25 protein-coding genes and 2 pseudogenes are annotated in these 22,584 nt (G+C 65.4%); 8 read left to right on the top strand and 19 right to left on the bottom strand.

What is annotated here, in order from left to right; genetic code table 11:
- From ACFYOW_RS41200 to ACFYOW_RS41190, 3 genes are all read right to left on the bottom strand, one after another.
- On the bottom strand, window positions 1-513 hold the full coding sequence (locus tag ACFYOW_RS41200; RefSeq protein ID WP_387296083.1) for a hypothetical protein: 513 nt from the start codon (window positions 511-513) through the stop codon (window positions 1-3).
- Window positions 514-625: 112 nt separating this feature from the next.
- Window positions 626-2,044, bottom strand: coding sequence for a pentapeptide repeat-containing protein (locus ACFYOW_RS41195; RefSeq protein ID WP_387296081.1), 1,419 nt, complete (start codon window positions 2,042-2,044; stop codon window positions 626-628).
- A 45-nt stretch (window positions 2,045-2,089) separates the two neighbouring features.
- A complete protein-coding gene (locus tag ACFYOW_RS41190) occupies window positions 2,090-2,581 on the bottom strand; it encodes a nitroreductase family deazaflavin-dependent oxidoreductase (RefSeq protein ID WP_387296079.1) in 492 nt (163 codons plus the stop codon).
- 96 nt (window positions 2,582-2,677) lie between these two features.
- Between ACFYOW_RS41190 and ACFYOW_RS41185 the strand changes: the two are divergent.
- Window positions 2,678-2,788 (top strand): annotated as a pseudogene (locus ACFYOW_RS41185) (TetR family transcriptional regulator); the annotation flags it as partial.
- Here the strand turns inward: ACFYOW_RS41185 and ACFYOW_RS41180 are convergent.
- From ACFYOW_RS41180 to ACFYOW_RS41170, 3 genes and pseudogenes are all read right to left on the bottom strand, one after another.
- Window positions 2,746-3,324, bottom strand: coding sequence for a zinc-binding dehydrogenase (locus ACFYOW_RS41180; RefSeq protein WP_387296077.1), 579 nt, complete (start codon window positions 3,322-3,324; stop codon window positions 2,746-2,748). The pseudogene ACFYOW_RS41185 and the gene ACFYOW_RS41180 sit on opposite strands and share 43 nt — an antisense overlap.
- Window positions 3,325-3,508: 184 nt before the next feature.
- Window positions 3,509-3,772 (bottom strand): annotated as a pseudogene (locus ACFYOW_RS41175) (alcohol dehydrogenase catalytic domain-containing protein); the annotation flags it as partial.
- Window positions 3,773-3,926: 154 nt separating this feature from the next.
- Window positions 3,927-4,352 carry a 4-oxalocrotonate tautomerase family protein gene (locus tag ACFYOW_RS41170; RefSeq protein ID WP_387296075.1) on the bottom strand — a complete coding sequence of 142 codons (426 nt, stop codon included), beginning with the start codon at window positions 4,350-4,352 and terminating at the stop codon, window positions 3,927-3,929.
- Between the two features lie 77 nt (window positions 4,353-4,429).
- Here ACFYOW_RS41170 and ACFYOW_RS41165 point away from each other — a divergent pair, with 77 nt between their 5' ends.
- On the top strand, window positions 4,430-5,014 hold the full coding sequence (locus tag ACFYOW_RS41165) for a TetR/AcrR family transcriptional regulator (RefSeq protein ID WP_387296271.1): 585 nt from the start codon (window positions 4,430-4,432) through the stop codon (window positions 5,012-5,014).
- A 460-nt stretch (window positions 5,015-5,474) separates the two neighbouring features.
- On the opposite strand, the gene ACFYOW_RS41160 is transcribed toward ACFYOW_RS41165, so the two are convergent.
- Together ACFYOW_RS41160 and ACFYOW_RS41155 are read right to left on the bottom strand one after the other, a co-directional pair.
- Complete coding sequence (locus ACFYOW_RS41160; protein WP_387296073.1) at window positions 5,475-7,415, bottom strand: serine/threonine-protein kinase; 1,941 nt, start codon at window positions 7,413-7,415, stop codon at window positions 5,475-5,477.
- A gap of 53 nt (window positions 7,416-7,468) precedes the next feature.
- The gene (locus ACFYOW_RS41155) at window positions 7,469-7,792 is read right to left on the bottom strand and encodes a hypothetical protein (protein WP_387296071.1); all 324 of its coding nucleotides are present in this window, start codon (window positions 7,790-7,792) and stop codon (window positions 7,469-7,471) included.
- Here ACFYOW_RS41155 and ACFYOW_RS41150 point away from each other — a divergent pair.
- Window positions 7,766-8,140 (top strand): hypothetical protein, encoded by a 375-nt coding sequence (locus ACFYOW_RS41150; RefSeq protein WP_387296069.1) that lies wholly within the window; start codon window positions 7,766-7,768, stop codon window positions 8,138-8,140. The two genes, ACFYOW_RS41155 and ACFYOW_RS41150, sit on opposite strands and share 27 nt — an antisense overlap.
- A 6-nt stretch (window positions 8,141-8,146) precedes the next feature.
- Here the strand turns inward: ACFYOW_RS41150 and ACFYOW_RS41145 are convergent, their stop codons facing one another.
- The 3 genes from ACFYOW_RS41145 to ACFYOW_RS41135 form a co-directional block, all read right to left on the bottom strand.
- On the bottom strand, window positions 8,147-8,773 hold the full coding sequence (locus ACFYOW_RS41145; RefSeq protein WP_387296067.1) for a hypothetical protein: 627 nt from the start codon (window positions 8,771-8,773) through the stop codon (window positions 8,147-8,149).
- Window positions 8,770-9,333 carry a hypothetical protein gene (locus tag ACFYOW_RS41140; RefSeq protein ID WP_387296065.1) on the bottom strand — a complete coding sequence of 188 codons (564 nt, stop codon included), beginning with the start codon at window positions 9,331-9,333 and terminating at the stop codon, window positions 8,770-8,772. Before ACFYOW_RS41140 ends, ACFYOW_RS41145 begins: the two co-directional genes overlap by 4 nt.
- 64 nt (window positions 9,334-9,397) lie before the next feature.
- Window positions 9,398-10,297, bottom strand: coding sequence for a DMT family transporter (locus ACFYOW_RS41135; RefSeq protein ID WP_387296063.1), 900 nt, complete (start codon window positions 10,295-10,297; stop codon window positions 9,398-9,400).
- Window positions 10,298-10,359: 62 nt separating this feature from the next.
- Between ACFYOW_RS41135 and ACFYOW_RS41130 the strand changes: the two genes are divergently transcribed.
- Entirely contained in the window at window positions 10,360-11,271 is a 912-nt protein-coding gene (locus tag ACFYOW_RS41130; RefSeq protein ID WP_387296061.1) for an AraC family transcriptional regulator, read from the top strand.
- Here ACFYOW_RS41130 and ACFYOW_RS41125 read toward each other — a convergent pair.
- Together ACFYOW_RS41125 and ACFYOW_RS41120 are read right to left on the bottom strand one after the other, a co-directional pair.
- On the bottom strand, window positions 11,181-11,801 hold the full coding sequence (locus ACFYOW_RS41125) for a hypothetical protein (RefSeq protein ID WP_387296059.1): 621 nt from the start codon (window positions 11,799-11,801) through the stop codon (window positions 11,181-11,183). The genes ACFYOW_RS41130 and ACFYOW_RS41125 overlap by 91 nt on opposite strands.
- Before the next feature lie 46 nt (window positions 11,802-11,847).
- Complete coding sequence (locus ACFYOW_RS41120; RefSeq protein WP_387296057.1) at window positions 11,848-12,327, bottom strand: MarR family winged helix-turn-helix transcriptional regulator; 480 nt, start codon at window positions 12,325-12,327, stop codon at window positions 11,848-11,850.
- 75 nt (window positions 12,328-12,402) lie between these two features.
- On the opposite strand from ACFYOW_RS41120, the gene ACFYOW_RS41115 reads away from it, so the two are divergent.
- The gene (locus ACFYOW_RS41115; RefSeq protein WP_387296055.1) at window positions 12,403-13,860 is read left to right on the top strand and encodes an MFS transporter; all 1,458 of its coding nucleotides are present in this window, start codon (window positions 12,403-12,405) and stop codon (window positions 13,858-13,860) included.
- Window positions 13,861-13,942: 82 nt separating this feature from the next.
- Here ACFYOW_RS41115 and ACFYOW_RS41110 read toward each other — a convergent pair whose 3' ends face one another.
- Together ACFYOW_RS41110 and ACFYOW_RS41105 are read right to left on the bottom strand one after the other, a co-directional pair.
- Window positions 13,943-14,671: a helix-turn-helix domain-containing protein gene (locus ACFYOW_RS41110; RefSeq protein ID WP_387296053.1), complete on the bottom strand. Its 729-nt coding sequence runs from the start codon at window positions 14,669-14,671 to the stop codon at window positions 13,943-13,945.
- A gap of 105 nt (window positions 14,672-14,776) precedes the next feature.
- Window positions 14,777-15,748: a helix-turn-helix transcriptional regulator gene (locus ACFYOW_RS41105; protein WP_387296051.1), complete on the bottom strand. Its 972-nt coding sequence runs from the start codon at window positions 15,746-15,748 to the stop codon at window positions 14,777-14,779.
- A gap of 109 nt (window positions 15,749-15,857) precedes the next feature.
- Between ACFYOW_RS41105 and ACFYOW_RS41100 the strand changes: the two genes are divergently transcribed.
- A complete protein-coding gene (locus ACFYOW_RS41100; RefSeq protein WP_387296049.1) occupies window positions 15,858-16,511 on the top strand; it encodes a TIGR03086 family metal-binding protein in 654 nt (217 codons plus the stop codon).
- Between the two features lie 40 nt (window positions 16,512-16,551).
- Here ACFYOW_RS41100 and ACFYOW_RS41095 read toward each other — a convergent pair whose 3' ends face one another.
- From ACFYOW_RS41095 to ACFYOW_RS41080, 4 genes are read right to left on the bottom strand one after another with little or no spacing between them, the layout of a single operon-like run.
- On the bottom strand, window positions 16,552-17,517 hold the full coding sequence (locus tag ACFYOW_RS41095; protein ID WP_387296047.1) for a glycine betaine ABC transporter substrate-binding protein: 966 nt from the start codon (window positions 17,515-17,517) through the stop codon (window positions 16,552-16,554).
- Entirely contained in the window at window positions 17,514-18,293 is a 780-nt protein-coding gene (locus tag ACFYOW_RS41090; protein ID WP_387296045.1) for an ABC transporter permease, read from the bottom strand. The genes ACFYOW_RS41095 and ACFYOW_RS41090 overlap by 4 nt, the downstream gene beginning before the upstream one ends.
- On the bottom strand, window positions 18,290-19,483 hold the full coding sequence (locus ACFYOW_RS41085) for an ABC transporter ATP-binding protein (protein WP_387296043.1): 1,194 nt from the start codon (window positions 19,481-19,483) through the stop codon (window positions 18,290-18,292). The genes ACFYOW_RS41090 and ACFYOW_RS41085 overlap by 4 nt, the downstream gene beginning before the upstream one ends.
- Window positions 19,476-20,126: an ABC transporter permease gene (locus tag ACFYOW_RS41080; protein WP_387296269.1), complete on the bottom strand. Its 651-nt coding sequence runs from the start codon at window positions 20,124-20,126 to the stop codon at window positions 19,476-19,478. Before ACFYOW_RS41080 ends, ACFYOW_RS41085 begins: the two co-directional genes overlap by 8 nt.
- A 376-nt stretch (window positions 20,127-20,502) precedes the next feature.
- Between ACFYOW_RS41080 and ACFYOW_RS41075 the strand changes: the two genes are divergently transcribed.
- Together ACFYOW_RS41075 and ACFYOW_RS41070 are read left to right on the top strand one after the other, a co-directional pair.
- On the top strand, window positions 20,503-21,108 hold the full coding sequence (locus tag ACFYOW_RS41075; protein ID WP_387296041.1) for a CHAP domain-containing protein: 606 nt from the start codon (window positions 20,503-20,505) through the stop codon (window positions 21,106-21,108).
- Window positions 21,109-21,343: 235 nt separating this feature from the next.
- The gene (locus ACFYOW_RS41070) at window positions 21,344-22,471 is read left to right on the top strand and encodes a hypothetical protein (RefSeq protein ID WP_387296039.1); all 1,128 of its coding nucleotides are present in this window, start codon (window positions 21,344-21,346) and stop codon (window positions 22,469-22,471) included.
- Window positions 22,472-22,584: the final 113 nt, after the last annotated feature.

The raw sequence follows: 22,584 nt of genomic DNA, 5'->3' as shown, positions 1-22,584 counted from the left end.
TCACCGATGCCGGTTTCGGAAGAACGTCGAGCGGAACCGGCTCGCCGACCGCTTCGGCAGCATCGCTTCGACGAGCAGCAGGTCGGCGAAGGTTTCGGCGGCGTGCTCGCGCTCGCTGCCGTAGTCTTGGCGGCGCAGTACGCTGCGGATGGTTTCCAGTGACAGCGATGGCATCAATTCGCGCAATGGCAGATCAGCCGCGGCACCACTGGGATCGCTCGCGGTCCCTCCGTGGCCGAGCAGCATGTGACCGATCTCGTGGGCGATGATGTGATCGGCATGCCATTCGGAGTCGGCCCCGTACATGATCACGTCGTCGTCTTCCCGGGCAATCCACAGGCCGCTTCCGGTGCCGCATCCGTTCCCCGACAGTGCGCCGACGTCGATCGGGCACAACGTGATCGGCCGTCCCCGGTACTCTGCCACCCGCGCGATGTATTCCGTTATATCCCACGGGTGGGGGATCGGTACCAGGCGACCCAGCTCCTCGAATCGCGCGGCGAGATCCTCCATTGCGCCTTCCCTCGTTGATCACGTGACCTATGCCGATATTGCGGTGAGCGTAGTCGCCGACGCAGCATTGTCGCGGACGTGGCCTGCCGCGCAAGCATTCTCGCTTTCACCATCATGATGGCGCTGTAGCGGGCGGCCAGTCCTGCGGCTCGACGTTCACCGGTTTCATCGCGATGTCCTGATCCCAGTCGAATTCCGGAGCGGGTGGGCCCCACCGTACCGGGAGGTCGAAAACGACCTGCTCGGAACCGAAGTCGGTATTCGAGAAGGTGGTCGGAGCGGTGAACCGCACGCCTTTGAACCCGGCGCCACCGTTGAACGTCGCTTCGGTGAACCGCACCTCGCCGTTGAACGCCGTGTCTTGGAACCCGGTGCGACCGTCGAACGTCGCCTTGCCGAACTCGGCGGCGTCGTTGAATGTCGCTGCATTGAACTCGGCGCGACCGTAGAACCTGGCTCCGTGAAATACGGTGTCGCCCTTGAAGGTAGCCTTGTCGAACCAGGCGTGGCCGTCGAACGTAGCCCGATAGAATTCCGCGCGGCTCAACGTCGCTTCTTGGAACTCGGCGTGGCCGTTGAATGCTGCCCGGTAGAACCGGGCGTCACCGTTGAGTACCACTCGTCGGAACTCGGCGCTGCTGTTGAACGTGGTCTCACTGAACCGGGTGCGGCCGTTGAAGGCCGCTGCGCCGAATCCGGCGGGTCCGTTGAACGTTGCCCCGTCGAACCCGGCGGGGCCGTTGAAAATCGCCTCGTCGAACTGGGCGGCGCCGTCGAACGTCGCCCTGTCGAACCAGGTGTTGCCCGAAAAAGTTGCGGCGCTGAAGGCGGCTTCCTCGAGGTGCGCGGTGCGAAGGTCGAAATTGCTTGTCGACCAGCTGTATTCGGCTTCGGATCGCAAATGTTCGGCAATGACCCGGACGATGGTTCGACGGACTTCCCGGTCGTTCTGCCGGTACTCGATGTGCTCTTCGGTTTCGCCGCCGTCAATGCGGGGAACGGTGGTGACGAGCTTGGTGCGGGCACTGCTGCTGTGGTCGGGATCGTAGGGCAGGCGCAGGTAGCCGCAGAGGACGTCGATGCATTGCTGGCGGCGCAGCCCGTCGGATTCGTCGGCGGCCCCAGCCATTGCGTACACCCCGGCGATACGGACCGCGACATCGGTCGCCCCGAGCTGACCGGCAGCAGCGCCGAAGCGTTCCACGAACCTGCTCTGCTCGACGTCGCGCTGGCGGCGGTAGGCAATCACCAGAGCGACGACCCCGCCGACTCCGGCGACGACGGTCAACGAGACGCGGGTGATATCGATCGGCGCCGCCTTTTCTTGGCTGGCGGGCATGATCCGGTGCAGGAACCCGTAGGTCGCGACGGCGACGGCCAGACCTGCACCGAGTGCGAAGCAGACAGCCGGAAGTAGCCTGAGCCGTCCTGTGCGCTGACTGATTGCCTTGTAGCTCTTGCTCATTCGTCCGCGCAGCGCGGTCGTTGTCCTACGCGTTTTCGGGTCGATAGCGCTCACCGTGCCTGGCATCGCTCGATTGTGACCGATTTCGGCACTGTGCCGCACAGTACGGGGTCAGTCGAGCGCGATGTGGGGGCGGAGGATGACGACCGGGATTTCGCGCTCGGTCCATGCTTGGTAGGTGTCGAAGTCGGCGTAGGCGTCGACCAGCTTCGGCCACAGACGTGCGCGTTGTTGCGGGTCGGCGGTGACTGCGTGCACGGCGTGGCGTTCGCGGCCGATTTGGATGTGGGTGTCGGGGGTGGCGCGCAGATTGTGGTACCACTGCGGGTGTTTGGCGAGGCCGCCCTGGGACGCGACGATAACCGTGTCGGCGCCGTCGGTGATATAGAGCAGCGGTGTGGTGTGGGTGGTCCCGGATTTCCGGCCTCGGTGCTCGAGCAGCAGCGTCGGTACCGGCTTGCGGAAGCCGGCGCCGATGCGCCATTTTCCGCCGATGCGTCCACCGGTGCGTTTGTAGACCCAAACTTGGATTTTGCCTGTGTATTTGAAGATCTTCGGCAAAACGGGCGAGTCGAGCTGTTTGGGGCGTGGTGGAGGGGTCATTGTGTTCCTTCGATCAAGCCGACTGGTTTGACCATACATCTAGTCGTATATGTATGGTCAAGCGATGGCGAGATGGCGGGGGCGCGCTTTTGACCGCTGCGCATCGTCCAGTCGTTCGTCATCGACCCCGGCCGCCCACCCCGCCGCGGCGCAGAACTTCGCACTTACCTCACCACCTGGGTCGCCCCGGCACTCGATCCGAGATAGCCGGGTGCGGTCAGTCGACGCCGAGGGGTGGCCGGTGCAGGACGAGTTTGGTGGTGTGGGCTCGGTAGGCGTCGGGGGTCGTCCCAGTCGGCGAGCAGGGTGGTGACGGTTTCGGCGGGGAAGTCCGTGCGAGCGACGAAGTCCAGCAGGGCCGGTAGCACCGGACGCACTTGGGAGACACCGATTTTCAGGGTCGCGTCGTTCGCGTACATGTGCATCAGTGGCACCTTCGTACCCGGCGGGAGGTAATAGCCGACCGGTGTGCAGATCCCGCCGGGTTGCAACGCCCGCAGGGCGGCGTCGACACCGGCGGCGGTGGAGGTGCCCTCGACCACGATGTCGTAGCGGCGCGACGGCAGATCCGCGCGGCGCAGCTTCCCCTTCTTGACCGAATGCGCTCGCGCACCCAGCTTTTCGGCGATTGCGAGGCGTTCGGACCGGTGATCGACGTAGTCGACGACCTCGGCGCCGTGCGCGACGGCCAGCCCGGCGGCGTAGAGCCCGATGCTCTGGGCCGCGCCACCGAGGATGAGCACCGACCCCGCCAGGTCGTTCTGTCAGCGGCGCGACGACGCAGCGCCATGCGTCGGCGAGGTTGTCGCTGGCGGCGGCTACCCGCAGCGGGTCGAGTCCGTCGGGTAGGCACACGAGCATGTGGTCGGCGTATGGGATGCGCAGGCGGTCGGCGACCATGCCGCCCCACGGTCCGCTGGCGGGTCCGAATCCGAAGGCGGCCAGCGGGCCGGTGCGGGTGGTGGAGTATTTGGCGGTGAGTCCGCGCATGCATTCGCGGCACTCGCCGCACGAGACCGCCCACGGCACGACGACGAAGTCGCCGGGCGTGAGTCCGGTTACACCCGAACCGATTTCGAGAACTTCGGCAATGCATTCATGGCCGATCCCGAAGGGGCCCTGGAACGGGACCGGCCCGCAGATACCGGACACCACGGGGTCGATCAGCCCGGCCCGGATGCCCAGATGCATGGCACGCGAGACGTGGCGGTGAATGGGCATGGTGTCGCCGTGCAGCGGCCGGCGACGAACGGGCGCACGATCGCATCCCGCGCGTCGGCTAGAACTGGATCGGGGCGTCCCTGCCATCCGAGGTGGTTGGTGCGCAGGGAGTTCAGTTCCCGCATCAGCTGTGCGCCTGTGCCGCAAGGGCTTTCAGTTCGGCGAAGCGCACCACGGTGCCTGCCGCGCCCCAGGTGCCCTCGGGCTGTTCGTGGATGAGCACCCAGACGCGCAGTGCGTCGTCCACGCCGAGTCCGGCGGCGGCCAGCACATCGGCGGTCACCTCTTTGATCAGGCCCTCCTTGCGTCGATCGGATAGCGCGCCCTCCGGCACGGTGACATCGACTCGGAACCGCGGCAGGTCGTCCTCTGCGCTGCTGAAGCCGCCATCCGGTACTTCGTCGATGCGGCACCACGCCTGCGCGCGGAAGAACGCGTTGTCGGGGGCGCCCTCCCACTTCAGCAGGGTGGCGGGCAGCGTCTGCTGCAAGGTTCGGCGGGTCTCAGGGGACAAGACCGCCGCGGGCAGGGTGAGCTGGATCATCGGCATGGGAGCACCTCCGTTATAACGACTGTTATATGACGTGGACGGTACGCTATGACAGTCGTTATGAGCAAGGGAGTGTGATGGCGCAATCGGAGGCGCGAGATCGGATGGTGGCCGGTGCGGCCGACATGCTGCGCCGTCGCGGGCTGAACGCGACCAGCGTGCGCGAACTGGCCAAGCACTCCGGCGCCCCCCTCGGCTCGACCTATCACTACTTTCCCGGCGGCAAATCCCAACTCGCCGCCGAAGCCGTCCGCTTCGCCGACGCCTTGGCCGCGCGCAAACTTGCCAAGGAACTCCCCGCCGGCCCGGTCGCCGGGCTACGCGCATTCGTGGACATGTGGCGAAAAGTAGTGGTGGACAGCGATTTCGGCGCGGGATGCCCAGTACTGGCCGTCTCGGTCGAAGACCAGTCCGAGGCCGACGACGAACCCCGCCGCGCCGCAGCCGCCGCCTTCGACCACTGGACCGAACTACTCGCCGATTCCCTCCGCACCCACGGCGCAACCCCCGCCGTCGCCGACCGAACCGCCACCCTGATCGTCGCCGCCATCGAAGGCACCGTCGCCATGTGTCGAGCCCAACGCAGCACCCGCGCCCTCGACCAAACCGCGGACGCCCTCGAAAACGTCGTGCGCGCGGTGACCGACCAGGCCGCGAAGTAGTCCGTTACGGTCGCCAGCTGAGCTGAGCCGGGGAGAGTAGGATCGTGCTGGTCGGGGATGGTTTTGTTCGGTGTGATATGCCGACGATCGGGCGGTTTTGATAGAGGAATGCTCGCGATCCGTCATCGGATTGGAGGATTGATCATGCTTCGTATTTCGCTATTGGTTGCTACTGGTGCTGCAGGGGTTGGCGCGGCGCTTTTTCCGGTGACTGCGCAGGCTGGTCCGGATGATCCTGGGACGCCCTGTGGGGACCAGATGGTTATGAATACGCATCAGGAGTGCGTTCAGATCGGCAGCTTTTGTACGTTGTCGGATGGGATGATCATCGGGAATATCGGGCCCGATGGGCGGTGTGTTATTCCCGGTACGAATATTTGAGGTCGTCGAATCCGCTGTGACACCTAATTCGAGTCAGGTGCAGGTGTTTTCGTGCCGATCGCAGTGAAAGTCGTTGAGGCTAGCGGCCTCTGGGGTATTTGGTTACTACGGTGCCGTCGGTGTCGGCGGCCAGGTAGGCGCCGCCGTAATCGTCGGTCAGGTAGACCATGACTGTCGGCTTGTCGTTGTTGAAGGTCCAGGCCGGGTCGACGATTACGTAGCGGAGGGTGGGGGTGGGAATGCCGAGGCTTTCGTCGGCGGTGCGGAACAGGTCGGGGAGGATGTCCCAGTTGATAGCGCTCAGCTTGACGGTGGCTTTGTCCGAGAGTGGGCCGCCTGCGCCCTTTCGGGTGGCTGTTCCGTCGCGGTAGACGAAGAGGTCGTAGAGGTTGGGGTTGTTCTTGACCGGGGCGCCGACGTCGGCATAGGTCGGATAGAACGTTGCCTCGTTGAATTCCTCGCTGCCGGAGACCTTTTCGAGTGCAGCGATGGCCTGGCGGATGCTGGTCGGGGTCAGGAGGTCGACGGGTTTGCCGGTCCCCGGGGCTCCGGACGGGCTTGCGGAACGACTTGTCGTGGGGAATTCGTTGGTCGCGGGTGGATTGCTAGGAGTGGCCTGGTTGCCGGACGAATCGGGCCGTAAGGCGACTATCGCTAACGTGGCGACGATGGCGGCGATGACTGCGGCGGCCGCGAGACCGATGACGATCCCGCGTGAGAGTGGTTTGTGTGCAGTGGGTTTCGCCGAGCCATATGGGTGCGGCGAGGGTGTCGTGCCGCTGGATCCGCGGATCTCGCCGACTGAGCCAGGCATATTGAAGGCATCGTGCGCATTGCCCGCGCCTGGCGTGTCGAATCCGCTGGGAGTGCCGACTCCGCCGAGTCCGTAGGCTGCGCCTGGTGTGCTGAAGCTGGGTCCATGGGCCGCTCCGGAGGTACTGAATCCGCCCGGCGCATCGGCCGCACTCGGGGTACTGAACCCACTCCGCCCACCGAACGCGCCTGGATCATTACCTGCGCCCGGCCTGCCGAAGGCGCCTGGATCACTGCCTGCGCCCGGCCTGCCGAAGGCGCCTGGATCACTGCCTGCGCCCGGCCCGCCGAACGCCCCCGGACCATTACCTGCACCCGACCCACCGAAGGCCCCTGGATCACTGCCCGCCCCCGCCCCATCGAACACCCCTGCCGCACTGCCGAACCCACCCGCCGCAACCGCCTGCGCAAGCATCAAATCCGCCTGCTCGGCCGTCGGCCGACGATCCGGATCAGGCACCAACAGCGCCGACAAAACCGCGGTCAACACTCCAGCCCGCTGCGGCGGCGGCACTTCCCCTCTGATGACGGCAGCGAGCGTGGCGACGGTCGACTCACGCCGCATCGGGTGAAACCCCTCCACCGCGAAATACAGCAGCAAACCGAGTGACCACAGATCAGAGGCGGTATGGCCCTCCTGACCACTGAGTCGCTCCGGCGCAACATAATCCAGTGAGCCGACCACGCTGCCGGTGGAGGTCAAACCGTTCATGCCGTTGATCGCGGCGATACCGAAATCGGTCAGGACCGGTGAACCGTCTTCGCGCAGGAGCACATTCGCGGGTTTGATATCGCGGTGCAGTACACCCACCTGATGCGCGGCACGGAGGGCGGCCAGGATGCCCCGGCCGAGGTGCGCCACTTGTAAAGGCGGCATCGGTCCGCTCGCCAGGTGATCGGCGAGACTTTGTCCGCGAACCAGTTCCATGACAATCCATGGATGCGCCACTTCGGGTGAATCCACGATGTGGTGGATGGCAACGACATTCGGATGACCGATCCGGGCCAACGCCCTGGCCTCCCGCAATACCCGCTCGCGGTGCACGCCGGGCGAGCCTGCGCCATCGGTCTCGGCCCGCACCTCCTTGAGCGCGACCTCGCGATGCAGCGCGAGGTCATACGCACGCCAGACCGTCCCCATACCGCCGCTACCGAGCGGCTCGAGCAACTCGAAACGCCCGTCGACCACTGCACGCTCGGAAATCACGGCGCAAGCCTATGGTATCGGCGCGCCCATGCGACATACGTGTTTCACATACATCATCCGGCGGAGATGAGGCGGTCCAGTCCGGCGAGGATGTTGTCGCGCAGGTTGGGTCGGGCGGGCGCGAACGAGGCGCCGCCGGGGAGGGCGGTCACCGCCACAGTTCCGCACATCGAGGAGACGGTGATGCGTAGCCAGTCGCGCGCACCGGGAGTGGCGGCCAGGGTCGGCGCGATATCGGTGACGGTTGCGAAGGCCAGGGTGTCGATCTGTGCGATGAGGTCGACGACCGCATCGGCGATTTCCGGATCGGTGCGGGCGGCAGCGACGAATTCCAGGAGCGCAGCGGTTGGTTGGCGGCCATCAACGAATTCCTGCAATTCGCCCGACGCGGCCTCAACACCCTTCCGCTCCCGACGCTGCTGCCCGCGATCGTGCGCGTGCTCGCAGAACCGCTGTGGCGTGCCACGCCGCCCGTCGCGACCCGTTCGGTCCTGATCTGCTCGGCAGGCGCGGCGCATCCGAAAATGCGCGGACTGCTCGGGCCGGACTGGAAGACCCGGCACCGCCTCGAATTCGCCTTGTACACAACGGTTGCCACCCTCGCTTGGCAACACCTGCCGCGTCGGCTCACCCTGACGCCGTTGGCCCACAACCGATTCCGATACGAGAAGGTCCGGGCTCGATACAAGAGCCTGCAGCTGAACTCCTTTGCCGCATCGGCCTGAATCGCGCTACTTCCCGGTGCCGACCAACTGGTCGAAGAAGGCGCGGTAGCTGCGCAGCGCCAGCCGTAGATCCTCGGTATCGCCGTCCTCCTCGCGCGACCACAGTCGTTCTAGCGACTGCTTGCGCTCGGCCAGCGTGGCGGACAACTGCTGAACTGTCGCCATGACCAGATCGTCGGCCTGTGTCACCGCGTCGTGCGGGCTGTCCACGAAACTGCCCTGCAACTGCCGCCATGCCGTGCGTAGGCGCTCGACATCGGCGGCACCGAAGAGTGGCTGATCGCCGACTTCCTGCTGCCCTGCGGCCGTGCGCTCATCTGTGTCCGCGCTCTCGTCTGCCGCCGTACGCTCGTCTGCGACTGTGCTCGTGCCTGCCGCAGTGCTCCCCGTGGCCGTGCCCTCGCCTGCGGGCGTGCGCTGGTCTGCCGCCGCCGTGCTCTCGCCTGTCCCCTCCCTCCCAGCCGAGCCCGCAGCCGATGTGGCCCCGCCCCCGCTCGCCTCAGCCTCCGATATCGGCACCGACCCATACGGCGCAGCCGAGTCACCCTCGGTCCCGGTGCGTGTCGCAGTCGGCGAAACCCCTTCCGGCACTTCGTTTTCCAGACTCCGCTCCCGATCCTGTTCCGTGCTCATCGCTTTGCATCCTTCTTCTCGTTCGGCGCGCCGCCGAGCAGGTCTTCGAACAACTCGCGGTACTGCACCACCGCGAATCGCATGTCCTCGGTGGAGATTCGGGTATCGGAGCGCCGGATCGCGATCTCGTGTGCGGCGCGATAGTGGCCGACTGTCGCCGCGTGCTCGACGGACAGATCGGCGAGCTGCTGGTCATATCCTTCGGTGGGGTAGCCGCGCTCGGCCATGATGTCGGCCACCAGCACATCGGCTGCTGTCACCGCATCGGCCGGAGCATCGACGAAGCGCTCCTGCATCCGCGCCCACTCGGTCCGATACCGCTGCTTCTCCTGGTCCGACAGCTCCCGGATATCGAGCTCGGCATGGCGCCGTTCCCGCTCGGTCAGCTCACGGTCGGTGGCTTTACGGCTGTCCAGCTCTTCCCTGGTCCGGTCGTATTCGGGCCCGAACTTCTCGCGCAGCCGCTTTCTCCGCAGCATCGGCCAAGCCGCGACCAGCAACCCGGCCACGACCAAAACCACCACCACGACGACCACTATTGCGATCACTGCAGAAGACACGCGATCCTCCTAGCTCAGACGGTCGTGTCATCCACGTAATGCCTCGCCGACGGCCATCCAAACCTCAGGAACGCACGTCAACCGGTTCGGGCGCGGGCGTCGTTTCGCGCGGCGCGTCGCTGCGACTGTTCAGCCAGGCGCCGACGAACATCAGTGCGGCCCCGAGGGCCTGCGTCAGCGAGATGGACTCCCCGAGCAACATCCACGCGCAGCTGAGACCGAAGGCGGGCACGAGGAACATTGCAGCCGCCGCGGTCGCCGGTCCGACCTGACTTACCGGGCGGTAGTAGAGGACATATGCGAGGGCGGTGGGCAGCACGCCGAGATAGGTCTGATTGAGCCAGAATCCGAGGTCCAGCTCGGACCACCGAACGTCGGAAAGTTCAGGAGCGGCGATGAGCCCGAGCGCGAGGGTGCCCGCTGCGGTGGCGTACACCGTGACGGTAGGGGCGGACAGCCGAGACAGCAGCGGCGCTCCGAGCATCGTGTAACTCGCCCAGCAGGCCGCCGCCGCGAGGAAGACAAGATCGCCGAGCAGCCGATGGGATCCGGTCGCGGGGATGCCGAGAAAGAACACGCCCGCACCGGCGATCGCCACGGTCAGCCCCACCATTCGGATGTGTGACAACCGTTTACGGTTGAGCAACGCCGTCACAACTACCGTGAAAATCGGTGCGGCCATCGGGACGATCACGCTGCCGTCCGCCGCGGGGGCAAGGGCAAGCCCGAGAAAGAACAGAAAGTTATAGCCGAATACGCCGACCAACCCGAGCCCGGCCGCGCGAGCGGTATCGGCGGCGGGCAGTCGCGGCGCTCGCAGCACGATGAGCAGCACGACCGTGCCGATCAGAAATCGCAGAAATCCGGCAACCGCGTGCGGCACCTCGTTGACCGCAAGTTTCGAGGAGGCGAACGCACTGCCCCACAACGCCATGACCAGGACCAATAGCAATCGGATACGCACAGGTCGATCATCGGCGGGGGCCGCGCCCGAGTATTGAACGCTGGTGCGGTGACAATGGGCAGGTGACCGAGCGGGAATGGGTCGACTACCGGCGAATGGCGGACCGCCCGGTCGAGGTCATGCACGCGCATTTCGAACGGCACGTCTACGACCTGCACAGTCACGAGACGTACTCGTTCGGGCTGACCGAATTCGGTGCGCAGACCTTCGACTGCCGCGGCGCCACGCGCACCAGCGTGGCGGGCATGGTGATGGCCTTCAATCCGGACGAGCCGCACGACGGCCACAGCACAACCGAACTCGGATTCACCTATTGGATCGCGCATATCGGATCCGAGTTGATCACCGATCTGCTCTCCGACCGTGCGGGCCGCTCGACCGGCCTGCCGTTGTTCGTCGACCCGGTGCTCCGAGATCTGGTGCTTTCATTGGCTCTGCACAGGCTTTGTGCGAGTCTGATCGGCCCCGCCACCGAACTCGCCGCCGACGAGGCCCTGGCGGCGTCGGTCGCGGCACTGGTGCAGCGTGGCACCCGAAAGCCGACGAGAAGCGCTGTGGTACAGGCTGGTTCGGCAGTCGATATCGCACGACGGGTCCGTGCGGTATTGCACGATCGCTATCTCGACCCCATCTCCATGGACGATCTGGCCGAAGCCGCGGAATGCAGTCGATTCGCACTGTATCGCGCCTTCCGCACCAATTACGGTCTGGCACCCAGCGATTACCAGCGACTGCTGCGGCTGCGCACGGCGCGCCGACTGATCGTCGCGGGCCGACCGATCAGCCAGGCGGCGATCGATGCCGGATTCGCCGATCAAGCCCATCTGACCCGCTGGTTCCGGCGCTGCTACGGCATTACGCCCGGCGTGTATTTCGAAGGGGGTCAGGGCTCGACGGGTTCGAGCGTCGCACCGGTGAATGTCACGAAATCCGGCCCCTCGGTGAAACTTTCGGAAGTTTCCTCGCCGATGTAGAGGTCCAGATGCCGTGGGCCGCCGAGTCCCGGCGTGAAATCGTCGCCGATCGTCCAAGTTGCGGCGCTGAATTTGCCACATACGCTGTCGGGCCTTGCGTTCCCGCAACCGGTGAGCCGCAATCGAGTTCCCGGCTCGATACCATCGGCGGCCGCACTCTCGAACGGATGCAGCGCCTCGCCCCGGGTGTCCCGCGGTTCGGTGTCGAGCCAGAAGCCGACATCGTATGACCAGTTCAGATATTGCCCCGCGTGCCCGCCGCTGGTGATCCGGCCGGTGCCCTCATCGCGCACCACGTCGATGAAATCCTCTGGTAGCGAGCCTATTTCGACATTGGCGTCGGTGCATTCGAGATCGCTGCAGCCGCGTACGGCTTCCAGCGGCCCGGAATGATAGGACTCGACCGCGGTGTAGTACACCGTCACCGTCCAGCCGTTCCATTCGTCGGCCTCGGTATCGAGTCCGCAGGCGACGGCGAGCGGCGACGCCACGAACAGTGACGCCGCGACCACCCCGAACCCGAACCTCACCGCAGCGATATTGCCCGACGCCCCGGGTGCCGCGCCACTCGGTGGCCTACCGAGCGGGTGGACGCGGCCACGGATTCTCCTCGAGATGCTCTATCGACATATTGAACCGGGAGATGAGCCCGCTCAACTGCGCGATATCGGCGGCCGTCCAGTCGGCGACGACCGCGCCGATGCCCTCCTGACTCTGCTCGCGATCGGCGGTCACCAATTCCAGGCCCTTGGCGCTGGCCCGGATCTTGCGGGCAATGCCGCCGTCCGGATCGGGGACGCGCTCGACCAAGCCCTGCTTCAACATCGCGGCGACCTGCCGGTTGATGGTGGAGATATCGAGCTGGAAGGCCTCCGACAGCTCGCGCAGGCTGAGTGGGAAGTCCATCTCCAGTCTGGTCAGGATCAGATACGCCGACCGATCGAGCTGGAAGCCGGGCCTGCGCAACAGCGAGGCCGGGAAGTGCCGGGAGAGCAGGGTCAACTCGAAGACGAGGCGGGTGAGTTCATCGTCATTCTCGGGACCTGATTCGGGCATGGCCCACACTATGTCGGCTGAATCACGCCGATTGCAAATTGTGCATGATACATAGGATATGTACCGTACATATTCATGACTGTTGCAGCCGACGCGTCTTCGACCGTCACCGAGAACGACGCCCGGCGCCGTCCCGCATCCGGCCTACTCATCGCGACCCTCGGCATGGTCGGTGTCGTCGTATCGCTGATGCAGACGCTGGTCATTCCGATCATTCCCACGCTGCCGACGTTGCTGGACACCTCGGCGTCCAATGCGTCCTGGGTGATCACCGCGACCCTGCTGGCCGGTGCCGTCGCGACCCCGATCAGTGGCCGACTCGGCGACATGTTCGGCAAGCGCCGGGTGCTGTTCGCGAATCTGGTGTCGATGGTCGCCGGTTCGGTGGTGTGCGCGCTATTTTCCGCGCTGGCACCCGAAATCATCGGGCGCTCGCTGCAGGGTGCGGCGGTCGGCGCGATCCCGCTCGGCATCAGCATCATGCGTGACGAATTGCCCGCCGAGAAGGTGGGTTCCGCGATGGCGATCATGAGTGCCACACTCGGTGTCGGCGGTGCGCTCGGCCTGCCGCTGGCAGCGGCGATCGCGCAGAATGCGGATTGGCACATGCTGTTCTGGACCGCGGCCGGGCTCGGTGTCGTCTGTGCCGCACTGGTTTTCGTCTTCGTACCGGAGTCGCCGGTGCGCACACCTGCGCGTTTCGATTTCGGTGGTGCGGTCGGACTGTCGATTGCGTTGCTGGCCTTGCTGATTCCGATCACCAAGGGTGCGGACTGGGGTTGGGGCAGTGCGAGCACGCTCGGCCTGTTCGCGCTCTCCTTGGTGACATTCCTGATCTGGGGCTACTTCGAACTGAAGCAGCGCTCGCCACTGGTCGACCTGCGGGTCTCGGCGCGGCCGCGCGTGCTGTTCACCAATCTTGCTTCCATTGCGGTCGGTTTCGCGCTCTACGGGATGTCGCTGACCTTCCCGCAGCTGATGATGGCGCCGCAGCAGACCGGATACGGCTTCGGCCTGTCCATGGTCAATGCCGGATTGGCGCTGGCCCCAACGGGATTCGTGATGATCCTGCTGTCGCCGGTATCGGCGCGGCTGTCGGCGGCGCGCGGCCCGAAGGTCACGCTGGCGCTCGGTTCGGCGGTGATCGCGGTCGGTTATCTGTGTGCGGTGGTGCTGATGAACAGCGTCTGGGAGCTGATGATCGCGGCGATGATCGTCGCGGGCGGTGTCGGTCTGGCCTATGCCGCGATGCCCGCGCTGATCATGGGCGCGGTGCCGCTCACGGAGACTGCCGCGGCCAACGGCCTCAATTCGCTGATGCGCTCGATCGGCACCTCGACCTCGGCGGCGGTGATGAGCGTGGTGCTCGCCCACATGACGATGCAGCTCGGCTCGCATGTACTGCCCTCGCGCGACGGCTTCCACAGCACCTTCCTGATCGCCACGGCCGCAGCCATTGTCGCCATCGTGCTCACGCTCGTCATTCCGATGCGCAAGGCAGCCGATGCCGCCGATAAGACCGGGCACGCCTGATCATCGGGTCATGAGCCCGAACGGCCACGGGGCCGATCCTCAACGGCGAGGATCGGCCCCGTTGTCGTTCGATGGCGGCGGTTCAGTCGATCGGCACCAGGGAGTACATCCACCATGGCCGTCGCGGGAATTCGGACATGAAGACGTTCAATGTCATTCGGCGCAGTTCGCGGCGTGCCGGATCGCGCACCTGGATCCACTGCCTGGCGATATCGGCCGGTGCGACATCGGTGAGCCACAGTTGCTCCCACTCCGGCGCCGACCGGCAGGCGGAGATGATCTTGTCCAGCCGCTCCTGCGGCACCAGGCCCGGCGCCATCATCCGCAGCGCGTAGACCATCAGATGCGCTTCCTTGTGCCACTCGTGCACGGCCTGTTTGGCCGCCGGATTCAGCATCGTCCACTCGAGGATATTGTCGCCGGGCTCGAGCCCGGGAAATAGCCGCAGGTAAGCGGAGTTCGCGGCGACCAGATCGAAGGTGGGCACGATCTGGAACCAGGCTGGCTGGGCAAGGCTGCGCAAAGTGCGCAGATCGGTGGGCAGCGGCACGCTCGGCACCGGGCCGAAGGTCTCCGGAAACTGGCTCGCCTGGGTGAGACTCACGATGTGGTCGCGGAAGAACACCGGTACACCCAGCGCATCGAACAACCGGCCCAGCGTCGCCGAGGTCGGCGCGACCACGCCCTGTTCGAAATCCTCGATCACCCTCTGCGGGAATCCGGTCGCCACGGCCATCGCGGCCTGGGTGAGTCCGGCCGCCTCACGGCGCTCGCGCAGGTAGCGGGCGATCGAAGGGCGGGTCTCCGCCATGGTGATATGCCTCCTGATCCCTCGGGATCAAGAGTTGATCCCCCCGTTCATATACCCACTCCAACCTAACTTCGACCGAAAGCCTTGCCGCGACGTTGGATAACGCTACGGTGCCAGTTCGACGGACTCGGTATAACGCCGCGCGAGGGTGCGCAGATGCGCAACCAGTTCCGGTGGGCCGTCGACCCGGAAGTCCATCATCAGCATGCTCAGGTAAATGGCAATGGTCTCCAGGGCATCCGCGCCGGTCAGCAGGATGCAGGTATCGGCGTCGATGGCCTCGACCACGCCGACGGCCGGGTTGATGCGGGCGATCACCGTCTCGGCGGGCGCCAGGACCGTCACCCGGGCATGCACCTTCCAGCCCGTGCTGGCGATATGGCGCATCACGAAGGCCACCAGGTCGTCGTCGGGCAGTGACCGTGCGGCGAAGCGGCGCGACCCCGCGACGGCGCGCTGTACCTGGGCGACGGGAATCGCACGCCAGGAATGGGTTTCGAGGTCATAGGCGACCAGATACCAGCGGCGCTGCCAGTTGATCAGTCGGTAGGGCTCGATTTCGTTGTTCGCGTCGGGATCCAGTCCGATGTGCACGGTGGCGCCATCGCGAATGGCGCTCGCGACCGTCGTCAGTATCGCGGCCGGGACCGGGGCATCCGGTTCGCGTGAACCGGTGGTCGCCGGTCCGATGGCGGTTGCGTTGCGCAGCGCGGTCACCTTGCGCTGCAAGCGTTTCGGCAGGATCTGTTCGAGCTTCGCCAGTGCGCGTGCGGCGTTCTCGGTGATATCGGCGATGCCGGTGGAACCGTCCTCGGCCAGGCCGATGGCCACTGCCACCGCGACAGTCTCATCGTCGTCGAGCAGCAGCGGCGGCATGGTGCTACCGCGGCCGAGTCGGTAACCGCCGATCGCGCCCCGCTCGGCGTGCACCGGATAGCCGAGTTCGCGCAGTCGCTGGATGTCGTTGCGCAGCGTCCGGTCCGTGATGTCGAGCCGTTCGGCCAGCTCACGGCCGGTATGCGCGCGGTCTTGCAGCAGCGAGAGCAGGCGCAGAACGCGCGTTGTGGTGGCCGCCACCGTCGCCTCCGGAAATCTTTTTGGATGAAGCCGATGTATTAGGAACGAAACTAGCCTAATGGCCTCATAGGCTTGGTGACATCAGCAAGAAGGAAAAGAAAGGCCAGCCATGAACATCACCACCGCCGCCGACGCCACCGCGACCCTGCGACCCGTCTGGCGTGATGTCCTCGCCACCTCCTACCGCGCACTGACCGATGTGGTCGCGGGTATCGGCGACGACCAGTGGCAGCTGGCGACCCCGTGCTCGGAATGGGATGTCACGCAGGTGATTCAGCACGCCGCGGGCGATCAGCTCGCATTCGCCAAGGCGCTCGGTATCGGAATCGGCCCCACCTACAACCCCTTCGGACCGTCCGGCGCCATCGACGGCACGGCCGCCGAGCTGGTCCGCGATGCGGTCGAGCAGACCGCGACCGCCTGGGCCACCGTCACCGACGAGACCGAGACCGTACCCACTCCACTGCCCCACGGCGCGCTGCCGACCCCGGTCGCCGCGGTCATGTGCGCCTTGGACGCGGCCGTGCACGCCTGGGATATCGCGATCGCGACCGGACAGCCGTCCCCGCTGAACGACGAACTCGCCGGTCACCTGCTCACTGCCGCACGGACCATCACCCCGGCGCCCGGCGGCGGTCCAGAGGCGGAAATCGTTGAGCCGCTGCGTCAGTGGGGTGCCTACGCGGCGATCGTCGACGGCGCGGCGGACGACACGGTGGTCGCCGAGTTGCTGCGCTACCTGGGTCGCGATCCGCAAGCCTGATTCGACCGGGTCTGAGCGCGCACAGCGCAGCTCAGACCCGTCAGCGGGCCGTGACGAACCCTTCCGCCACCATCCAATCCCGCGCTACCTCAGCGGGTTCGCGTCCATCCACGTCGACCTGGCGATTCAATTCGGTGATCGCCTCATTGGTCAGCTTCTTCGATATCGGCGCCATGATGTCGGCGACCTGTGGATGCGCGTCGGCGAAGGACTTCCGCATCACCAGTGCCGCATTGTATTTCGGAAAGAAGCCCAGATCATCCTTCAGCAGGACCAGCCCGAGCGCCGGTATCCGGCCGTCGGTGGCGGCGACCGAGCCGAACCGGCACTGCTTGGCATCGGCGGTGGCCTGATAGACCACCGCATCCTGCACGATCTGCTTGTGCACCTTCCCGACATCGATCCCGTACTTGCGCGCCATTCCGGGATAACCGTCTTGGCGCACATTGAATTCGGTGCCGACGCACGTCGCGGCGGCGGCCGGATCGGTGGCGATCAGCCGGGCATAGTCCGACAGTGTGACGACACCCGTCTCCTTCGCGGTGCCGGCGCTCATCACCAGCGCGTAGGTGTTGTTCATGGGGGCCATATCCGTCCACACGATGCCGTGCGCGGCCAGATCCGCGTCGCGCACCGCCTCGAACTGTCCGACCTCATCCGGAACCGGTGTCTCGTTGCCGAGATAGTTGATCCACCCGGTGCCGGTGTATTCGTAGGAGATATCGATCTGACCGTGCAGCTGGGCATCGCGAACACTGTTGGAGCCCTGGATATTCGTCAGATCCCGGACCTGCGCACCCGCTGCGGACAGGGCGAATTCGATGAGATATCCCAGGATGTTCTGCTCGGTGAAGTCCTTGGAACCCACCGTAATCGAGACACCGTCGAGCTCGGGCACGGGACGTATACTGCCGGGGCCCACCCGCAGCGGCACCGCGCTCCCGGACTGTAATCCGCAGGCGCTCAATACGAATACGGCCGCAAGGCCCAGCACCCACGCCCTCACTTCAACCCCCTCGGCCCCAGGTACTGTTCGGCCAACGCACCGAGCCAGTCGACGAGCAGCGCCAGCGCGACCGCGAGGACGGCTCCGACCACCAGCGTGACGTTATCGCGCAACTTGTACCCGGTATCGATCAGGATGCCGAGACCACCCGCGCTCACCAGGAACGACAGTGTCGCGGTGCCGACGGCCAGCACCAGCGAGGTACGCAGCCCGGCAAGGATATACGGGATGGCGAGCGGAAATTCGATGCGGCGCAATACCGTCAGCGCCGACATGCCCTGGCCGCGTCCGGCATCGATGACCGCGGGATCCACCTGCTGGTAGCCCAGGATCGTATTGCGCAGCACCGGAAGCAGCGAATAGAAGGCGATCGGCGCGACGCCGATCCAGAACCCGGTGGTGCGGGTGGCGAGGTAGAACAGCACGATCAGGCCGATCGCGGGTGCGGCGGCGCCGATATTGGCGATACCGACGAAAAGCGGTGCCAGACGGCGATATCCGGGGCGCGTAAGCAATGTGCCCAGCGGTACCGCCACCGCGACGACGATCACCACGACCGTCGCGGTGATCAGCACATGCTGCCAGGTGACGGTCGCGATATTGGAAACGCTGATACTGGCCTGCTGGGTGACGGTGAGATCGCGCCGGAATGCCCACACCAGCACACCCGCGGCGAGCACCAGCACGAGCGCCGGTTGGACCAGCAGCCGAATGCGTTCGGCCCGACGCAGTGTCGTCGGCGATGCCGTGGCCGGTGCGGTGGTCGCCGTGGTCATGTCGTCGCATCCGTCTCCGCGCCCGCATGCGTGGCGCGCATGGCCGACAGATGGCCGACGAGCGTATCGATCGTGATCAATCCGGCGTATTCACCGCGCCGACCGGTGACGACCGCGGTGGCGGTCTGCTCGGCGAGCAAGGCCTCCAACGCATCCTGCAGCGTCGATTGCAGTGACAGCTGCTCACCGACCGAAGAGCCGACATCACGCAACGAATTCGCCTGTGCCAGTTGCTCACTCGACACCCACCGCAATGGCCGCTGCTGCGCGTCGAGAATCAGCGCCCATGGCCAATCCAGTCCGGCCAGCGCGGCGCGGAGGCTGTCGACTGAATCGGACTCCGGGGCCGTCGGGCAGCTGCCGAGCTCGACATCGCGGACCCGGGTGAGGGTGAGCTGCTTGAGCGAGGCATCCGCGCCGACGAAACCGGCCACCGTCTCATCCGCGGGATCGGCCAGGATCGCCGCCGGGGTGTCGTACTGCAGAATCCGGGATTGATTGCCCAGCACCGCGATTCGATCGCCCAGCTTCACCGCCTCGTTGAAATCGTGGGTGACGAACACGATGGTTTTACCCAGTTCGGATTGCAGCCGCAGCAACTCGTCCTGCAGCAGGCCGCGGGTGATCGGATCGACCGCGCCGAACGGCTCGTCCATCAGCAGTACCGGCGGATCGGCCGCCAATGCGCGGGCGACTCCGACGCGCTGCTGCTGGCCGCCCGAGAGCTGCCTGGGATAGCGATGGCGGTAGGTATCGGGATCGAGGCCGACCAGCTCGAGCATTTCGTCGGTCCGTGCGGCGACCTTCTTGCGGTCCCAGCCGATCAGACCCGGCACTGTCGCAACGTTTTTCGCGACCGTTAGATGCGGGAACAACCCGGCCTGCTGGATGGAATAGCCGATGCCCCTGCGCAATTGGTCCGGGTTCACGCCGGTGACATCGCGTCCGCCGATCGTGATGGTGCCCGAGGTCGGCTCGATGAGGCGGTTGATCATCCGCATGGTGGTGGTCTTACCGCAGCCGGACGGCCCGACGAGGACGACGATTTCGCCCGCCGGGATGGTCAGCGAAACTCGATCGACGGCCGGATCACGTTGGCCCGGATAGTGTTTGGTGACCTCGTCGAGCACGATCTCGACGCCGGATACCGCCGATGCCGTACTGTCGCCGCGGATTTCGGTATCAGTCACGTAGTCCCCTCGAGGTGGTGAGTCGCCCGACGATGACGAAGATCCCATCGAGGATCAGCGCGAGTACGACGATCAGGATCGTCCCGACCAGCGCCTGCGGCACCGCATTCGGACTACCGAGCCGAGCCAGGCCGGAGAAGATCAGATTGCCGAGTCCGGGTCCCTTGGCATAGGCGGCAATGGCCAGAATGCCCATGATCATCTGGGTGCTGACCCGCATCCCGGTCAGGATCGACGGCCAGGCCAGCGGCAATTCGATGCGCGCGAGTACGCGGAGCCGGTCCATGCCGACCCCGCGTGCGGCGTCCACGATCGCCGGGTCCACCGAGGCCAAACCGATGATGGTGTTGCGCAGAATCGGCAGCAGGGCGTAGAGCACCAGCGCCGTAATGGTCGGTCCGACACCGAGTCCGAGGAACGGAATCAGCAGCCCGAGCAGCGCGAACGACGGAACGGTGAGTATGGCGCTTGCCAGCGCCGTCGCCACCGAGGATCCGAACGGGCTGCGGTAGACCAGGATGCCGATCAGCACGGCCACGATTGTCGCGAGCAGCATCGACTGCACTACCGCCGAGACATGCAAATACGAATCGGTGACCAGCTGTGCGCGCCGATGCACCACGAACGTCCACAGTGTGTCCAGGGCCTTACCTCCGTTCGTGAAACGTGTCAGAATGCGTGGCACGCTTGCACGACCTGACGAATTACTCCACCAGGGTTGGCCTGCAACCGAAGTCGCAGGTCTGCTCGTGGCAGTACCGCCGCCCGGCAACGCCGGGTCTTACATGGTTTCCAGCGAGCTTTTAACGTCCGACGCAACTCGCCTAGACGACCTACAAAACGACTTGCCGACATACGGTTTGGTTTTCGCCGCATCCCAAGACCACCGCAGGCTATCACTGAATGTCATGCGCTGACAGGAGATTCGGAACAGTCGCTAACCTCGTCCACATTCGCGGGAACCACGGGGCGGGTCCGTTCGTCCTAATGATCAGGAGTTGAACGCTTGGAGGGGGAGTATGTCGGAGCACGACGTGGCCCAGCGGCAAAGGTATTGGTGGCCGGTGCTCGGCCTGGTCGTGGTTGCACTGGTCGCGGCGGGGGTGGTCGGGGTGCGCTGGTGGCAGGATCGCGCACAACCGGCAATCGCTGGAGACCGCGTGACCATATTTCCCGCGATCGACAGGTCTGGGCTGGACCCCACGCAGGGACGGATCGTCGCGGTTCTCGAACGCGAATTCAAGGCGCAGGGCGGCGGTCCGAAGTACGCCGAAGGTTCCGACGAACCGTGGTGCGCCGACTTCGTCAGCTGGGTGCTGCGCGAGGCGGGGGCACCGCTGGCCAATCCGAATTCCGGATCGTGGCGGATTCCCGGTGTGTACACGCTGCAGGAGTACTACCAGGGTGCGGACCGCTTCGCCCCGACCGGTTCGAGATATCAGCCGCGCACCGGTGACGTGCTGCTCTATGCCGAGGGGAGCCCCTTCAACCAGCACACGAATTTCGTGCTCACGGCCGCGAACGGGACCGTGACGACCATCGGCGGCAACGAATTCGGCGAGGTCGCGATCCATCGTTTCGCACTGGTGGAGGTGCCGGGGGTGGTGGGATTCGGTCGTTTGTGAATAGTGTTGTAACTCAGCCGGTCTTTCCAGTGGCTATGCATTGTCGGCGGGTCCTCCGCTAGCACTTACCATTGACTAGGCGGCGCCCGGCAGCGCCGTCTTTCGGTCCCTGTCCTGCTACCCCCTCATCAGCAGGACAGGGACCTCTGGGTGGGGATGTCGGCCCGACCTCGCCGAATCTGCGTCGCGTACCGTGTCGGTTGTCCGTTGAGAGGTGAGGGTTTCGGAAACTCTGATGCTGCCAATCGAGGAACAGACCGACGATCCCGTGTGGATCGACTACGCCGAGTTCGGGGAACGATTCGTCACCCACGCGGTGACGGCCGAACGGATCGACGCCGCCGTCTCCGCGATGACCGATCACGGCATCGCAATCGGCCCGTTCTCCCTCGGACCAGTGGGTTTGGCCGGATTCATGGCCGAGGGCAAGGTAGGCAAGCCGGTCATTCTGCGCAACGGCCCGCACGTCACCTTCGAGGTGACCGTACCGCTGACGATGTCGGTGAAGGTGCTGCTCGGCGGTCGGAAAATGCGGCTGGAGGCGGTCGCCGAAATCGATCTCACGCTGCATGCGCGCACCGCGGATCCGCTGCTCATCGTCATCGATATCCCGCCGATCGCCTCGCGTGATGTCAGCTTCGTGCTGCGCGCCCAGGCCATCGATTCGGCCTGGGAGTGGTTGCTCGATCCGATCGCCGGGGTGGTGCAGCGCGAGGTCGCCAATCGGGTGAATGCGATGCTGGCCGAACCGCAGGCGCGGCGCAGCCGGGTCTTCGACGTCGAGGCCATCATCAACGGCGTCCGTTCCGAGCACGTCGACCAAGCCGAATTCGACTGGATCGGCTACGACGAATTCGGGCAGCAGTTCTTCTCCCGCATCGTGACCCGGGATCGGGTCTTCGAATTCGTCGAGCGGATGGCGGGCCGTCCCATCGAGGTCGGGCCGCTGCGCGCCGGACCGCGTGACTCCGCCACCGTCACGGTGCAGGGCAATGTTCTGACGCCGCAGCTGACGGATCGCTCGGACGAGCCGGTCTCCTTCGATCTGACACTGCCGGTGAGCCTGGACATCACCGTCGATGTGCTCAAGGCCAACCAGTATCGCGCCGACGTCGAGATTCCACTGGTGCTGACCGCGCGGGCGGCCGATCCGCTGCTCATCGTCGTCGATGTGCCGCCGCCCGCGGCCGATGACCTGCGGCTGGAGTTCAAGGCGCGCGGTATGCGGGCGGCGACGCTCGGTGTGTTGGCCGGTATCAAGAAGCAGGTCGTCGCGCAGGTTGCCGGGGTGGTGCGTGACGAACTCAGCGACAGTTCGGGCCGCACCATCGATGTCGCGGCGCGCCTGGACAGCATCGCCTAGAACCAGCCGTTGACCAGTGTGGCAAGTGTGAATTCGTGTTTCCAGTGGGTCTGGCGGTTCCAATGTGAATATGGTGAAATGAGTGCACGTTCGAGGCTCCCGGCGCGCGAGTG

This window comes from Nocardia sp. NPDC006982, from assembly GCF_042869435.1.
Lineage (GTDB): Bacteria > Actinomycetota > Actinomycetes > Mycobacteriales > Mycobacteriaceae > Nocardia.
This window is presented reverse-complemented; position numbering and strand designations above follow the sequence as displayed.

Bases quoted from the DNA above. Each gene is read 5' to 3' on its own strand.
- ACFYOW_RS41075 (WP_387296041.1), top strand. From the start codon at position 20,503: ATGTCGGAGCACGACGTGGCCCAGCGGCAAAGGTATTGGTGGCCGGTG.
- ACFYOW_RS41110 (WP_387296053.1), bottom strand. From the start codon at position 14,671: ATGGCGGAGACCCGCCCTTCGATCGCCCGCTACCTGCGCGAGCGCCGT.
- ACFYOW_RS41120 (WP_387296057.1), bottom strand. From the start codon at position 12,327: ATGCCCGAATCAGGTCCCGAGAATGACGATGAACTCACCCGCCTCGTC.
- ACFYOW_RS41165 (WP_387296271.1), top strand. From the start codon at position 4,430: ATGGCGCAATCGGAGGCGCGAGATCGGATGGTGGCCGGTGCGGCCGAC.
- ACFYOW_RS41115 (WP_387296055.1), top strand. From the start codon at position 12,403: ATGACTGTTGCAGCCGACGCGTCTTCGACCGTCACCGAGAACGACGCC.
- ACFYOW_RS41090 (WP_387296045.1), bottom strand. From the start codon at position 18,293: ATGACCACGGCGACCACCGCACCGGCCACGGCATCGCCGACGACACTG.
- ACFYOW_RS41145 (WP_387296067.1), bottom strand. From the start codon at position 8,773: ATGAGCACGGAACAGGATCGGGAGCGGAGTCTGGAAAACGAAGTGCCG.
- ACFYOW_RS41190 (WP_387296079.1), bottom strand. From the start codon at position 2,581: ATGACCCCTCCACCACGCCCCAAACAGCTCGACTCGCCCGTTTTGCCG.
- ACFYOW_RS41170 (WP_387296075.1), bottom strand. From the start codon at position 4,352: ATGCCGATGATCCAGCTCACCCTGCCCGCGGCGGTCTTGTCCCCTGAG.
- ACFYOW_RS41195 (WP_387296081.1), bottom strand. From the start codon at position 2,044: ATGCCAGGCACGGTGAGCGCTATCGACCCGAAAACGCGTAGGACAACG.
- ACFYOW_RS41100 (WP_387296049.1), top strand. From the start codon at position 15,858: ATGAACATCACCACCGCCGCCGACGCCACCGCGACCCTGCGACCCGTC.
- ACFYOW_RS41200 (WP_387296083.1), bottom strand. From the start codon at position 513: ATGGAGGATCTCGCCGCGCGATTCGAGGAGCTGGGTCGCCTGGTACCG.
- ACFYOW_RS41070 (WP_387296039.1), top strand. From the start codon at position 21,344: ATGCTGCCAATCGAGGAACAGACCGACGATCCCGTGTGGATCGACTAC.